The organism is Segatella paludivivens DSM 17968 = JCM 13650, from assembly GCF_000373185.1.
Taxonomy (GTDB): Bacteria; Bacteroidota; Bacteroidia; order Bacteroidales; family Bacteroidaceae; genus Prevotella; species Prevotella paludivivens.
Map to the genome: position 1 here is coordinate 15,123 of NZ_KB890684.1, position 14,945 is coordinate 30,067.

The 14,945-nt window shown below is 38.2% G+C and carries 11 protein-coding genes; 3 read left to right on the forward strand and 8 right to left on the reverse strand.

Features of this window, described 5'->3' with window-relative positions:
- The first annotated feature begins 174 nt into the window (after positions 1 to 174).
- Together B045_RS0112355 and B045_RS0112360 are read left to right on the forward strand one after the other, a co-directional pair.
- On the forward strand, positions 175 to 1,437 hold the full coding sequence (locus tag B045_RS0112355) for an Nramp family divalent metal transporter (RefSeq protein WP_018464572.1): 1,263 nt from the start codon (positions 175 to 177) through the stop codon (positions 1,435 to 1,437).
- 219 nt (positions 1,438 to 1,656) lie between these two features.
- Positions 1,657 to 3,348, forward strand: coding sequence for an amino acid permease (locus tag B045_RS0112360; RefSeq protein WP_018464573.1), 1,692 nt, complete (start codon positions 1,657 to 1,659; stop codon positions 3,346 to 3,348).
- A 205-nt stretch (positions 3,349 to 3,553) separates the two neighbouring features.
- On the opposite strand, the gene B045_RS0112365 is transcribed toward B045_RS0112360, so the two are convergent.
- The 7 genes from B045_RS0112365 to B045_RS0112405 all read right to left on the reverse strand — a co-directional run bounded on the left by B045_RS0112365 (position 3,554) and on the right by B045_RS0112405 (position 12,506).
- The gene (locus tag B045_RS0112365) at positions 3,554 to 4,360 is read right to left on the reverse strand and encodes an SDR family NAD(P)-dependent oxidoreductase (protein WP_018464574.1); all 807 of its coding nucleotides are present in this window, start codon (positions 4,358 to 4,360) and stop codon (positions 3,554 to 3,556) included.
- A gap of 154 nt (positions 4,361 to 4,514) precedes the next feature.
- Positions 4,515 to 5,762 carry a beta-ketoacyl-ACP synthase II gene (gene fabF, locus B045_RS0112375; protein ID WP_018464576.1) on the reverse strand — a complete coding sequence of 416 codons (1,248 nt, stop codon included), beginning with the start codon at positions 5,760 to 5,762 and terminating at the stop codon, positions 4,515 to 4,517.
- 52 nt (positions 5,763 to 5,814) lie between these two features.
- Positions 5,815 to 6,399 carry a TetR/AcrR family transcriptional regulator gene (locus B045_RS0112380; protein WP_018464577.1) on the reverse strand — a complete coding sequence of 195 codons (585 nt, stop codon included), beginning with the start codon at positions 6,397 to 6,399 and terminating at the stop codon, positions 5,815 to 5,817.
- An 835-nt stretch (positions 6,400 to 7,234) separates the two neighbouring features.
- Positions 7,235 to 8,785: an ammonium transporter gene (locus tag B045_RS0112390; protein ID WP_025883300.1), complete on the reverse strand. Its 1,551-nt coding sequence runs from the start codon at positions 8,783 to 8,785 to the stop codon at positions 7,235 to 7,237.
- Positions 8,786 to 8,797: 12 nt separating this feature from the next.
- Entirely contained in the window at positions 8,798 to 9,148 is a 351-nt protein-coding gene (locus B045_RS0112395; RefSeq protein WP_018464580.1) for a P-II family nitrogen regulator, read from the reverse strand.
- 707 nt (positions 9,149 to 9,855) lie between these two features.
- Entirely contained in the window at positions 9,856 to 11,634 is a 1,779-nt protein-coding gene (locus tag B045_RS0112400) for an alpha-L-fucosidase (RefSeq protein ID WP_018464581.1), read from the reverse strand.
- 17 nt (positions 11,635 to 11,651) lie between these two features.
- The gene (locus B045_RS0112405) at positions 11,652 to 12,506 is read right to left on the reverse strand and encodes an AraC family transcriptional regulator (protein ID WP_018464582.1); all 855 of its coding nucleotides are present in this window, start codon (positions 12,504 to 12,506) and stop codon (positions 11,652 to 11,654) included.
- A gap of 254 nt (positions 12,507 to 12,760) precedes the next feature.
- On the opposite strand from B045_RS0112405, the gene B045_RS0112410 reads away from it, so the two are divergent.
- A complete protein-coding gene (locus B045_RS0112410) occupies positions 12,761 to 13,714 on the forward strand; it encodes a DUF362 domain-containing protein (protein WP_018464583.1) in 954 nt (317 codons plus the stop codon).
- Between the two features lie 28 nt (positions 13,715 to 13,742).
- Here the strand turns inward: B045_RS0112410 and hemW are convergent, their stop codons facing one another.
- Positions 13,743 to 14,879: a radical SAM family heme chaperone HemW gene (gene hemW, locus B045_RS0112415; protein ID WP_018464584.1), complete on the reverse strand. Its 1,137-nt coding sequence runs from the start codon at positions 14,877 to 14,879 to the stop codon at positions 13,743 to 13,745.
- Between the last annotated feature and the right edge of the window lie 66 nt (positions 14,880 to 14,945).

The window sequence follows — 14,945 nt, forward strand, 5'->3', positions numbered from 1 at the left end:
ATTTATTCTCCCGCAGATAGCGCAGATGATGCAGAGAAAATGTAGTAGGGGGGAACAAATGAATTAGTTATTGGGCAAGTCATTGTTTACTTTCAACCAATTCACATCCCCAATAGTTGGTATTTTTCTGCAAAGATTACATATCATATAAAATTTATTTGTATCTTCGCAGCTATGATGAATATAATAAAAGAACTAAAGAGCAAGACACACCCGCGAGTGTTGGGTGGTTTTGACATCTTCAAATATATTGGACCAGGACTGTTAGTCACTGTTGGTTTCATTGATCCGGGTAACTGGGCAAGTAATTTCGCTGCGGGTTCCTACTTCGGATATTCACTTCTTTGGGTAGTAACCCTCTCTACAATCATGCTGATTGCACTACAGCATAACGTGGCTCATCTTGGCATTGTCACAGGTTTGTGCCTTAGTGAGGCTGCTGATAAATATACGCCTAAATATATAGGACGTCCGATTATCATCACTGCAGTACTCGCCAGTATCTCAACATCACTGGCAGAGATTCTAGGAGGTGCCATCGCCCTACAGATGCTATTCAATATACCTATTATCTGGGGATCTATACTTACCACGGTAACAGTAATGATCATGATTTTCACGAATTCATATAAAAGAATGGAACGTGGCATCATCGAATTTGTATCCGTGATAGGACTCTCATTTATCTATGAACTTTTCCTTGTGCATATAGATTGGGGTGCAGCTACACACGGATGGGTAGTGCCAAGCATACCGCAAGGTAGTATGATGATTATAATGAGCGTGCTCGGCGCTGTGATTATGCCTCATAATCTGTTTTTGCATTCAGAAATCATTCAAAGTCGTCAAATCCAGAAACGATCAGACAAGTATATTCAACAGACATTGAAGTATGAGTTTTTTGACACATTATTTTCAATGATTGTGGGGTGGGCGATAAACAGCGCAATGATTTTGCTTGCAGCAGCTACATTCTTTCACAATGGTATCCATGTAGAAGAACTGTCTCAGGCACAGTCGCTACTCACGCCTTTACTTGGCAATAGCGCAGCTAACATCTTTGCAGTAGCGCTTCTGCTAGCCGGCATATCAAGCACCATTACCAGCGGCATGGCTGCTGGCAGCATCTTTGCAGGTCTTTTTGGTGAGTCATACAATATCCATGACTCTCACTCAATCATTGGTATCTGTCTATCTCTCGGCATATCGCTATTGATAATTTTCTTTATCAGCAATCCATTTAAGTGCCTACTGATATCACAAATGATACTTAGCATTCAACTACCGTTCACGGTATTTCTGCAGGTGAGTCTTACATCTTCCAAGCAGGTGATGGGTAAATACGCAAACAGACCATGGAATTCAGCTTTCCTGTATTCTCTTGCTGGCATTGTCACAATATTAAACCTCTGGTTACTCTTTGAAAATATTTCATAGAAACAGGTAAATAACGATTATTAATTAGTGCATCTTTGCAAAATAGATACTTGCCAATCGGTATTATCTTATATAAGAATTTGTTTTAAAATGAAAGTTTTTATTGGTTAATATTATCATTTTGTATCTATATATTAAAAAATACAATACAATATGATGTTGTTTTATCAATAATTACTATCTTTGTGCCAAAATATTAAAGGCATAAAATAAATAGGTATGGGATTATTTACGAAGAAGAGTATTAACGATCTTCTGGCAGAATCTTCTGAGAAGCACGGAATGAAGAAGACCTTGTCAACGGGTGCGTTGGTTGCATTGGGAGTTGGTGTTGTCATTGGAGCCGGATTGTTTTCAATTACAGGTATTGCAGCTGCTGATTATGCGGGGCCTGCCATCATCATTTCTTTCGTAATTGCAGCTATCGGTTGTGCTTTTGCAGGATTATGTTATGCCGAATTTGCCTCTTCTATTCCTGTAGCAGGCAGTGCTTACACATACTCTTACGCGACAATGGGTGAATTTGTTGCATGGATTATCGGCTGGGACTTGATACTTGAATATGCCGTAGGAGCTTCAACGATTGCATCCAGTTGGTCAAGTTATTTTTATGAATTGTTACACTCACTGGGATTTACCTTACAGCGGCAGTTGATGATGACTCCTTTTGAAAGTGTGACGATGTCCAACGGTGAGGTGATTCACGGAATCATCAATCTCCCGTCAGTTTTTATTGTCACGCTTATGTCTATGATACTTATACGCGGAACAAAAGGGTCAGCCCGATTAAATAACGTAATCGTCGTGTTAAAGGTCAGCATCGTTTTGCTTTTCATCGTCATTGGATTTCACTATATTGACAAGAGCAACCTCACGCCCTTTATTCCTGCCAACCAAGGAAGTTTTGGAAAGTTTGGATGGACAGGTATATTCAGAGCTGCAGGGCTGATATTCTTTGCGTATATGGGATTTGATGCCGTGTCAACAGTAGCTCAGGAAACCAAGAACCCTCAGAAGTCAATGCCTTATGGCATATTAGGGTCATTACTGATATGCACCATACTCTATGTATTATTCGCTTATGTACTTACCGGAGTTGCCAATTACAAGTCGTTCAGCGGTGCTGGAAATGATCTGGCACCTGTAGCGACAGCTATCAATCACATGGGTACGGCTGGTCCGGATGGGCATATCATCCCAGCCTTTCCGTGGCTCAACAGGATTATTATGGTTGCAATTCTTTTAGGATATTCTTCTGTGATTATGGTATTATTACTCGGTCAGAGCAGAGTCTTTTATTCTATGAGCCGTGATGGTCTGGTTCCCAAAATATTCTCACATCTACATGAAACATACAAAACACCAGCAAAGTCAAATCTATTATTTATGGTTTTTGTCAGTCTGATTGCTGCATTTGTTCCTGGAAAAATCATTGGAGAAATGAGCAGCATCGGAACGCTATTCGCTTTCATTCTGGTCTGCATAGGAATTATCATCATACGAAGGAATAATCCGGGAGTAAAACCAGCATTCAAAACACCTTGGGTTCCGTTCATCCCCATACTTGGAGCTATTATCTGTCTATCGATGATGGTTTCATTAAGTATAGACACATGGATACGTCTGGTTGTATGGATGATGGTAGGTTTTGATATATATATCGTACGTAGTCCCAATCACAGCAAGTTGTCAGAAGATGATTCACTTGAGGAAAAACAAAAGACAAGAAATGTTACATCCTGCTGCGGTTTGGTTCTCTGCATCTTATTGGCATTCTTCACCTATGTGCATCATAAATCTGATGCAGGTAATATGACGGAACTTATCATCTTCAACTGTATAATCGCATTCCATCTAATTTATTACTTGAGTTTCATATTTATAAAGAAACTAAGCTATAGGCAGAATTAACTTAGTGCGTATTTAACTCTTACAATAGGTTTGTTGTTAGTGCAATTGATATCTTGTAAAATTGTTAGAGCTCTTATCTTCCCGACAATTCGGGAAGATGAATTTGCTCATAGTAAATAGTATGGTTGCATGCAAAGGGGAAATCTCTGCGCTATCTGCGTGAGAATATACCGTTTAGCAGATGCTCTTTTTAGCTATTCTTTGGCTATTTTTTTATAGAGTTTATAAGCTTTAAGACAACACTTTCAAATGTCTTGTAAGCAAAACGCTGCAATATAAGAATAAGCGATGTGCCTTTACCAACAGGATAACTGAATTTAGGGTTCGCTTCATTTATAATTTTCATCACTGCCTTTATTACATTTGTTGGTTCGGGGGCTTTAGCAAACTCTCTGCTATACATAGAGCTGATGTTTCGCCTTAGTGTATCGTAATCTGCAATTCTTTCATCACCAACAACACCGTGACTTTCAATATTTGACTTGGTATACATCGGCTCAATCATGCTTACCTTAATATTGAATTGATTCAACTCAAACCTCAATGACTTGAAATAGCCTTCCAAAGCATGTTTTGAAGCAGAGTAATAGGCTACACTCGGATGCCCGACTAAACCAAAAAACGAGCCAGTGGTAATTATCTTTCCATGTCTTTGTTTTCTGAGGTAAGGTAGTAATTCGTTTGTGAGGCTAACTGTTCCCCAAAAGTTTGTTTCAAATTGTTGTTTGCCTAACTCAATAGAAGTTTCTTCAACAAGTCCGGTAACCATAAACCCTGCATTGTTAATGACTACATCAAGAGTGTCTATCTGGCTGAAAAGTTCTTTTGTGAAAGACTGAATAGAGTTGCTATCAGTAATATCAAGAGCTAGCAGCTTGAATTGTATCTTTGATTGATACTTCTCTGGGCTACGGCTTGTACCAATAACGTTGTAACCGCTTTCGTGGAGTCTGTTGGCTATATATAATCCAATACCAGAAGATGCCCCTGTTACTAAAATTGTCTGTTTCATAATTGTCAAATTTTTAAATTACAAACTATATAGAATTATTTTTTGCTATGCAGGATACTCCATTAGTATGCTACTATAAAGAGTATCCTGCTAGCGGTAGATCATGGTTTGCATTGATCATTACTGAAGGTGCAAACGTGTTTGATCTGTAGCGTTATATGTATTTCTTAAAAATAGAACTAGCAGTATGTCCACCGAAACCAAACGTATTGTTAAGCACATAGTTTACAGGCTCATAACGCGAATGATGCAAAACCAAGTCTATGTTTTCAGGATTTTCTTTGTCAGGATTCTCTGTGTTGATAGTTGCCGGAATAACATTATCTCTGATTGACAGAATAGAAATGATGCTTTCTATTGCACCGGCAGCTCCAAGAAGATGACCTGTCATGGATTTTGTGCCTGTTACCTTAATTGACCTATCACCAAATACTTTTTTAATGCCTTTTAATTCACTAATGTCACCCATCTGCGTAGAAGTGGCATGAGCATTTACATAATCAATTTTATCAGATGAGATACCTGCATCAGCGAGTGCCTTCTGCATGGACAGCTTAGCACCTAAACCTTCAGGATGAGTTCCTGTGATGTGATAGGCATCGGCAGCCATACCACCACCAATTATTTCGGCATAAATCGTTGCATTACGCTTCAGTGCATGATCTAAATCTTCGAGAACTAATGCTCCGGCACCTTCACCAATAACAAATCCGTTACGTGTTTCATCAAAAGGACGTGATGCTCCCTGGGGATCGTCATTTGATTTTGAAAGAGCCTGTAGTGCATTGAAACCTCCTATTGAGGATTCGGTAATAGCAGCCTCAGAACCTCCACAAATCATGGCAGTTGCTTTTCCTAATCTTATCGTGTCGAAAGCATTTATAATTGCTGTATTTGACGAAGCACAAGCAGAGACCGTAGCATAGTTAGTGCCCAGCAATCCATTGCGAATGGAAATAACTCCTGCTGCCATATTGACTATCATTTTAGGAATCAGAAAAGGACTGAACCTAGGTGTTCCATCTCCTGCATAATACTCTTTGAGTTCTTTTTCAAGCGTACCTATACCACCATTTCCTGAAGCCCAGATCACACCTATTTCAGAGCGTTCAGCTTCGCTCATGTTCTCAGGATGTAATTTAGAATCCTTTATAGCTTCATCTGACGCAGCGATAGCATATTGAGTGAAAAGATCGTTGGAACGAAGTTCTTTGCGGTCTAAAAACTCTTCAGGATGGAAGTCTTTTACTTCACAACCAAACTGTGTTTTAAATTTTGAACAATCAAATTTAGTTAGTGGTGCAGCTCCGCTTTTCCCATTTACTATGTTTTCCCAAAACTCATTGATGTTATTTCCTAATGGGGTTATTGCGCCCAATCCTGTGATTACTACTCGTTTCATTTTAAATATTTGTTTTATATTATACCGATTGGTATATTGTTAGATAAAAAAATTACAAGCTATTTATATAGTCTTGCAGTGAACTAATAATATGATTTATATACTTTTGATTATTTGTGAGTTTACGTATCATGATTCCGCCTTCTAGCATAGATAGCATAGTGAGGGCAATTTGTTCCAAGTGAATATCAGGGCGAAATTCATTTGCAGCAATTCCATCTTTCAATAAATTGATTATTCCGTTTTTCCATTTGGTAAATGCAAATATCGTTTGCTGTTTAAGTAGTGGGTGAGTGTCATCTGACTCAACAGCTGTATTTAAAACAGGGCATCCACCTTCAGGAAATCTTGTTTCTGAGAAATTGCCAAGTATGTGGGGATACACTAAAAGTTTCTCTCTATATGTCTTTTTCTTAGCCATTTCAGAGGAAAAGAGATTAGACATTACACTGAAGTTGTATTTGAAAGCTTCTACAGCCACTTCATCTTTGTTTTTGAAATTGCCATAAATGCTTCCTTTGGTTAAACCAGTTACTTCGGTCATGTCATTTAGAGAAGTGCCAGCATAGCCCTTTGTATTGAAGATAGATGCTGTTCTTTCTATAATATATTCCTTTGTTTTTTCAGCCTTTGACATGTTTCTATTATTATTTTTGTTGCAAATATAATATAAAAATATACCAATCGGTATTTTTATTACTGCATTTTATTATTTATTTATCTTATTTCACATATTAGCATTGCCTGGTTTAGAGATAAAAAGTTATTCAAGTAACTGGATGCTATCATAGATTAGTGATACTATATCGCTGAACAACAATAGACGTTTTTAGTCAAAAAGATGTTGGTTAACACAATTAGCTTTAGTCGTGGTTGTATAAGATAAGTTAAATATGCAAGACGAAAGTTGCACAAATGAATTTATATATATAAATTTACGTATCAAATAACAACTAGAGACATAACTAAAATAGATTTAAAATGAAAAATAACAAATTCTTTCGTGCGTATGTACATGTTGATTACGGTGCAAACAACAGATTTTCGGTTTAGATTAAATCGTTGCCAAAACTGATAAACAAACAGCTGAACGCATCGTAATTAAGATTGTAATCCCAGAATGCAGATGCATGCGTAGTAGGGGATTTGAAAGTGAATAACGTAACTAATAATAAATAAAATTATGAGAGAAGATATCTATATAATTGTATTTACAATAGGGCTAATTTGTACCTTGTTCCAAAGGTATATGTTTGAAAACGTAACGAAGATAAGCAAAGATAAGGATTATTGCAATTTATACAGAGAAACCAATAATATTTATCTGGTTTTATTTATAGCACTCATCATTGATAATGTAATGCAATTGCATTAGAAAGATTATCAATGATGAATAGCGTATAAGCATTGATGTGCCTGATATAGCTTTGTAAAGCACAATGCTGTTTCAGGGCACATCAATATACATCATATTATCTTGAAAGTGGTGTCTCTGAATTCTTATCCAATTTCACACCTGAATAGCCTTCAATACCCATTTCTGGAACATCAAGTCCTGCAAGCTCTGCATCAACTTTAACTCTCATTCCATGAGTGAAGAATCCGATAATCTTGAATACAACCCAACCAATGGCTGCTACATAGATTATGTTGGTGATTACACCTATGAGCTGTGCAAAAAATTGACTAGCATCTCCATAGAAAAGTCCTGTTACAGTGCCTTTCACACCATTCCAACCATTGCCGTATGAACCATCAGCAAATAGGCCTAAAGCTAATACTCCCCAAGCTCCATTCACGCCGTGTACAGAAATAGCTCCTACTGGATCGTCAATCTTCAGCTTACGCTCAAAGAAGAAAGATGCTTCAATTACCAAAACTCCAGCAACAAGACCTATAATAGCTGCACTCACTACATTGACAAAAGCACATGGAGCAGTGATAGCTACAAGACCTGCTAACATACCGTTCATCATCATTGTTGGGTCTGGCTTCTTTGTCTTAAACCACCACATATATGCCATTGACGCGAAAGCTCCTGTTGCAGATGCAATCATTGTATTAACGGCAACAACACTGATTCTTAAATCGCCACCTGCTAAAGATGAACCTGAGTTAAATCCAAACCATCCGAAAGCTAATATAAAACAACCAACAATAGCTAATGGTATATTATGACCAGGAATAGCGTTTGGCGTTCCGTTTTTGTTGTATTTTCCAACTCTAGGACCTAGCATCATTGCTCCAACTAGCGCTAAAACACCACCTGTCATGTGAACAACAGCAGAACCAGCAAAGTCTACAACTCCATGTCCAAGTCCAAACATGCTTCCTAGTTGTGAGAGCCAGCCTCCGCCCCATACCCAGTTACCGAATATAGGATAAATAAGACCTCCAACTATAATTCCATATATTGCAAAAGAAGAGAATTTCCAACGTTCAGCCATTGATCCTGTAGGGATTGTTGCTGTTGTATCCATAAATACCATCTCAAACAAGAAAAGGGCAAAGACAGCAACATCATAAACACCACCACTAAGGAAAAAGCCTGTCGTGCCGAATAGTCCAAAAGTATGTCCAAAGAGACTAATGGCAAATTCATGAGATAATCCGCCAAATCCACCTAGGGTTCCCAGACTTCCTATTCCTCCAAACATGATGGCAAATCCACTTATAAAGAATCCAAGCATACCTAGTGCATAAACCATAAAGTTCATAGCCATGGTATGATTAGCGTTTTTGGCTCTTGTAAGTCCGGTTTCAACAAGTGCGAAACCTGCCTGCATAAACATAACAAGGAATCCTGTTACCAAAACCCATACCATATTTATTGCCACTTTGTTGTGACCTACCTGATCTGCAAGTTCACTCTGCGTAGGTTTTCCTGGGGTAACCGCAGTTATATCATTTACATTTCCTGTTGTAGTTCCAGATGGATCAGGGAGCCTAGTAGTACCAGCATAGGCAAAGTTAGCTACTGAAACCGTTATCACCATCAGTAATATTAATACAAATTTTCTCATAACAATTATATTTTATTTATTATACAATGAATCATCTCCCTCTTCACCTGTCCTTATACGATAAGACTCTTCAATTGAAGATACAAATATCTTTCCATCGCCTATAACACCGGTTCTCGCTGTTTTTAAAATAGCGTCGACTGTCTTCTTCGCATTCATATCGCGCACAACTATCGTTAGAAGCTGCCGTGGTATGTAGCTTGTATCATATACTGTACCACGATAAGATAATTCGCCTTTTCTAATTTCGTTTCCAACTCCTGTAACATCTGAATAAGAAAAGAAATCAATACCTACCTGGCGTAGTGCGTCCTTAACTTCTTCAAACTTGGAAGTCCTAATAATTGCTTCGATTTTTTTCATAACTAATTACAATTAAATGATTAAAATATATGATGTATACTTGTTATTGTATAATATTTATCTGCATTTATAAGTTGTCATCCTGACATCAAACTGTATGAAAACACCGCGAAATTAAATCATATTGATTATAATAACGGTACAAAGATATGCAAAATGTAAGCTAATGCGTTGTTTTTATATCTTTTTGTTTCTACGTATTTGTTAAAAGTGTCATATTGTAATATATGGTATTGCTTTTTATTTTGATATTGCATGTTTTAACTAATAATAGTATCAAATTGAAAGTTTATGTATGAAAAACTAATAAAATAGTAAAAATGGGGTATTGTGGTTTCATGTTTATCCGTTATAAATACAATTTTATGCTTATAACGCGCATGTTTTTGTATTTATAATTAAGGTTAAGATACACTTTGATGTTTGTATATTTCAGAAACTATATTATTGACTAGTATTGTTCACGTATTTTTTAGCAAACTGGCATGAAACGCACTTAAAGGTGTCTAGAAAAAAATACAAGAAATTTTCCGCTAAGTCATGAATAAAGAAAGCTTGCTTACTATGCGTGGCGAGAAATTTTTGGTTGCGCTTGGCATAGCTTAAGCAAGCTTGCTTAAATTATTGATTATGTTTAATTGCACTCATCATTGATAATATAATACAATAGCATTAAAATATTATCAATGATGAATTGCATATAGTAATTATTCTATTCTGAATACAACAGCTGTTTTAAGTTTGGCATCCTTAGGATAAGTAACTTCAAGTCCATCTGCAGTTTGTTTCCATGATAGTTTGCCTTTGTATCCAAGCAGGGTAACCTTCTTGATATGATGGTTTACCAATGCTTTGTCTGTACTCAGAGCATGGATAATCACCTTTTGACCAACATCAGGTACATTCATGCAAAAGGCATAAAGATCGTCATTCTTACCTTCAGTGAAACGGATATCCTGAGCATTGAACTTGAACTGTGCATGCTTCTTACCCAAACCTCCACCAGGAAGTTTCTTCAATTTTCCATTTATGATTTCACCTTCGCCTAAAGTCTTCCATGCTTTGCTGCCATAGACGGATTCACCATTGGTGTTCATCCACTTGCCAACCTCTTCAAGCATTGTGACACAAGCATCCTCAATGCTGCCATCAGGACGCAAAGGAATATTTAGGGCTACGTTTCCATCACGAGCTATTGCCTCAATTATAAATCGTATCATGCTATTAGAATCGTAGGTGAAGTCAGGAGCATAAAACCAGTCGCCAACAGGTGCCTCGCGAATCCAAGCCTGAGATGTGTTGATAGTGTCTGGGAAATCGAACTCAGCAGTGTTTACTGTGCCATTAGTAGGGTGACGGAACTTGACAATGCTGAATGCATCAACTTTACCTTTTCTTAATAACTGACGATTGTAATAATCGGCTATCACAGTTTGCATGGCGTTGCACTTATATCCAGTACCAGTGCCTGTACCTGTAAAAGGTCCTTCAGCTGTTCCGTCGGTATAAATGAAATCAGGGTCGTAGTTCTCTGTAACATCCATCATGCGAAGTGCCCACTCTGTGGTATACCACTTGCAATAGTCGAGATGACGAGAGAAGATACCAGCCTTTGGAGGTGACCATCCTGTATGTGCATTTTTATCTACATCTTCATATTCGCGCAGATCAATACCATATAGACGGCGTGGATCTAGACCTTCCCACCATTTACCTTTTCCATCTTTAAGAGTGAGATTGCCGTCATAAGGAATACCTGCTTTATCGCCCGTAGCATCACTGCCGAAAGCAGTCTGCCACCACCACCAAGTGTACTCGTGGTGGAAAGTTACGCCATAGTGCATCTTGTATTTCTTGCAGGCGTTGACCCATTCGCGTAGAAGGTCACGCTTTGGACCCACGCTCATAGAGTTCCATGGATGGAACTTTGAGTTCCAAAGATCGTAGTTGTCGTGATGTACACCTTGTATCATGAGAAAGCGAGCACCCGACTTCTGATATAGCTTTGTGAGATATTCGGGATTGAGCTTGTCGGGATTCCAATTGTGTAGTACTTCTTTATATCCCACCTCAGAAGGATGTCCATAGCGCTTAAGATGGTTATTGTAAGCCAAGTGTCCTTGCTTGTATAGATTACGCGCATACCAGTCACCACTTTCTCCGGCTGCCTGAGGGCCGAAGTGCACCCATATACCGAACTTAGCATCTCTAAGCCATTGTGGAGTGCCAGGATAGTTAGCTTCTATTGATTGCCAGTTGGGCTTGAACGGTCCCTTTGTGATAGGGATGTCGAGTTGCACCTCTTCAAAAGTTTTACTGTCGCCCATTTTTACGCTACCTATTTCTTTAGGAGCAGGTATGGCTGGCATTTCGGGTAGCATACTTTTTTCAAGTATAAGACCATTTTTGTCAGTTTTGTAATGTTGTGCCAACGCTGTTGTGGTGAGCATCAAAGCACCTAATAAAATAAGCGTTTTCTTATTCATGATCCTTTTCTTATTATTTATTGTTTATTTTGTCTACGATATTCGCTAGGCGTGGTATTTGTGACCCTCTTAAAAACTCTGACGAAGTAAGAATTGTCTTCATACCCAAGCGTGAGTGCTATTTCTCGGATAGATTTTTCGGTAGTAAGCAATAGTAGCTCTGCTTTCTCAATGCGTTTCTGATTTATATAGAGCATGGGAGTGGTTCCGGTAGTCTGTCTGAACAGACGGATGAAATGCTCCTGAGAGATTCCTGCCTCTGCTGCCAACTGCTCTATTGTGATATTGCCAGCAAGGTTGGTGTGTATGAGTTTTGTAGTTTTCAGTATGCGCTCATTTTTGATAACAGCCTTAGTTGTAGCATTAACAAGGAATCTAGAGCAGATTTGGAATAGAATACCTCTTGACTCCATTTTTAGCCATTCAGAGCGTTGCTTATTATGAATTATTGAGCGTGCGAGAGTCTGATTGTTGTCATACTCTATAGGGTTGCTTCGGCGAAGTATCATTGATGGATTTAGATTACAAAGACGCTCGAATAGGTTTTCCTCGCCATGATTTGATTTAATCTCAAACGGAAAGTCATATTCTTCGAAGAGAGTATTACCTGTTATGCTGTCATCGTAAATATGAATATAATAATGAATAAAGAGTCCTTTACATTTAGTAGAATGGGTAGTGAAGGGAGGTATGAGATACATTCTGCCTGGAATCAATTTATGACTAATCCCGTCTATCTCTACATCAGCTTCTCCCTTTACAATATAGTAAATGCGTGCAAAAGGACTGCACACATTATGCCAGTTCCAATCGGCATTGAGTACAGCCTTTCCCACATTCAGGATGAGCGGATGAAAATTATCTATATTCATTTAGTCGCAAAATTATTAAAAATAAGTTGAAGTAAGTATTTAAATGTGATAATATTGCTATATATGTCATATTTTTGCCATATTCGTATCACTTTACTGATAATCGAGGCGGAGATATTCTCTCGCATGAAAATACATCAGCGGGAATTAATCATATCAGTGTGAGAATAAATAATGTGAATAAATGTAGGAAGGAATATGCAAAAACAAATAAAATTTGTATATTTGCATCGTACCAAAAATAATCAAGCAATATGAAGAAAATAATAATGACTTTGACATTGCTGCTTGCCGTGATAGCGGTTAACGCACAAACTAAAGTGTATCTGATAAAAGAAATATCACCAGATGCACTGGTGAAAGCATATAATGCATTAGGAGTGAAGGCTAAAGGTAGGGTAGCTGTGAAAATAAGTACGGGCGAAGGTTCTAACCCTAATTATCTGAAACCAACATTGATCCAAAAACTTGTTGACGACGTTGATGGTGTTATTGTAGAAAACAGAACAGCTTATCCAGGTGACCGTATGGAAACGAAGGACCATTGGGAAGTGATACATCAACATGGATTCGACTCTTTGTTTGCCGTTGACCTGATGGATGAATATGACGAAATAAGAATACCAGTGAAAGATCATACACATCTGAAATATGACATCGTGGGAGGACACATGGCTAACTATGATTTCATGGTTTGCCTTAATCACTTTAAGGGACACCCGATGGGTGGTTATGGAGGTGCTCTGAAAAACCTATCTATTGGCTGTGCATCACGAAACGGTAAAGCTTATATTCATTCTGCTGGAAAGATTACAACTCCTGATAATCTTTGGACAAAGGAAAATGTAGGTGATCAAGATGGCTTTTTGGAGAGTATGGCAGCTTCTGCTCAGGCAGTGGTGAACTACTTTCAAAAGCGAGATGGAATAATCTATATCAGTGTGATGAATAATATGAGTATTGACTGTGACTGTGTGGCTCATCCACAACCAGTGAAACTTAAAGATTATGGAATACTTGCTAGTACAGACCCTGTAGCTCTTGACCAGGCATGTGTTGACATTATTAATCAACAGAAAGTGACTGCAGAAAATGACCCTACTGATATGCTGAAACGCATAAACAAGCAGCATGGTACTCATACCATTGACTGGGCTCAGAAGATTGGACTTGGAAGTGAAAAATACAAATTGATTGAAATAAAATAGATTGTATTGGGCTTATAGCAGGGAATGACTAAACATGCATGAGATCGCTCATGATGTCGTCTGAAACAAACAAGCCTTTACGGGTGAGAGAAATCCTGCCATTTACATTCTTCAAGGTACCGTTGTTGATATGCTTGTCGGCTTCATTCATAAAATAGGTGTATAGGTCATTGCCGAAATCTGCCTTAAGTTTTTCGATATCTATTCCTTCACGTGTACGCATAGCTGTAGTTATGAGGTCATCGTATTTTGTGTTTTTGTCGATAATCTCTTCCTCGAACGGTAGCGTGCAACTCTCTATGCTACTGATATATTTAGTAATGTCGCTGATGTTCCAATGTCTGCTCTTTATGTCGTAGCTATGTGCAGAGGCACCTATTCCAATATATGGTATGTCGTGCCAATAGCTACTGTTGTGTCTGCTCTGAAATCCAGGTTTGGCAAAGTTACTTATCTCGTATTGCTCATATCCAGCAGAAGATAATCTATCGATAAGCATATTATACATCGCAAGACTTGTTTCCTCGTCGATGGTCTTAACCTTATTCTGATTGAGAAGTTTGAAAAGGGTAGTGCCCTCTTCATACATAAGACTATAGGCAGAAATGTGTTGTACTCCCAAAGATACGGCTTCATCTATATCGCTTTCCCAGTCGGCAATACTCTCATCGGGAAAACCAAACATGAGGTCGATGCTGATATTCTTGATGCCATATTTCTGAAGTCGGTTAACGGCAGATCCCACTTCGTCGGAACAATGACGGCGATGCAGAAATTTGAGCCTGTCATCGTTGAAAGTCTGTGCTCCCATGCTTACACGATTTATAGGAAGTTGGGCTATGGCTTTTGCAAATTCGTCGGTTATATCATCGGGATTGCATTCAATAGTAGCTTCTTCGACGTCTACCCTAGGCCCCCATACATCGTATATATGCGTGAATATCTTTGTGATGTTAGCAAGCGAAAGTTGACTTGGAGTACCCCCACCTATATATATAGTATTGATTTTCTCGTTAGCTAAAACAAGTTCATTACTCCTTAAATCCATCTCCTTACATAGTGCATCGACGTATCTATCCTGAAGATTAGTCTTAGTGGTGCTGTAGAAACCGCAGTATATGCAACGGCTTGCGCAAAAGGGGATGTGAATGTATAAACCTGCCATAATCTTATTTTTGTGCAAAATTAATAATTTTCTTAAAATATACTTGGATGTTATTGGATTATTTCA

Coding starts and splice junctions, on each gene's coding strand:
- B045_RS0112400 (WP_018464581.1), bottom strand. CDS start 11,634: ATGAATAAGAAAACGCTTATTTTATTAGGTGCTTTGATGCTCACCACA.
- hemW (WP_018464584.1), bottom strand. CDS start 14,879: ATGGCAGGTTTATACATTCACATCCCCTTTTGCGCAAGCCGTTGCATA.
- B045_RS0112360 (WP_018464573.1), top strand. CDS start 1,657: ATGGGATTATTTACGAAGAAGAGTATTAACGATCTTCTGGCAGAATCT.
- fabF (WP_018464576.1), bottom strand. CDS start 5,762: ATGAAACGAGTAGTAATCACAGGATTGGGCGCAATAACCCCATTAGGA.
- B045_RS0112380 (WP_018464577.1), bottom strand. CDS start 6,399: ATGTCAAAGGCTGAAAAAACAAAGGAATATATTATAGAAAGAACAGCA.
- B045_RS0112410 (WP_018464583.1), top strand. CDS start 12,761: ATGAAGAAAATAATAATGACTTTGACATTGCTGCTTGCCGTGATAGCG.
- B045_RS0112395 (WP_018464580.1), bottom strand. CDS start 9,148: ATGAAAAAAATCGAAGCAATTATTAGGACTTCCAAGTTTGAAGAAGTT.
- B045_RS0112355 (WP_018464572.1), top strand. CDS start 175: ATGATGAATATAATAAAAGAACTAAAGAGCAAGACACACCCGCGAGTG.
- B045_RS0112405 (WP_018464582.1), bottom strand. CDS start 12,506: ATGAATATAGATAATTTTCATCCGCTCATCCTGAATGTGGGAAAGGCT.
- B045_RS0112390 (WP_025883300.1), bottom strand. CDS start 8,785: ATGAGAAAATTTGTATTAATATTACTGATGGTGATAACGGTTTCAGTA.
- B045_RS0112365 (WP_018464574.1), bottom strand. CDS start 4,360: ATGAAACAGACAATTTTAGTAACAGGGGCATCTTCTGGTATTGGATTA.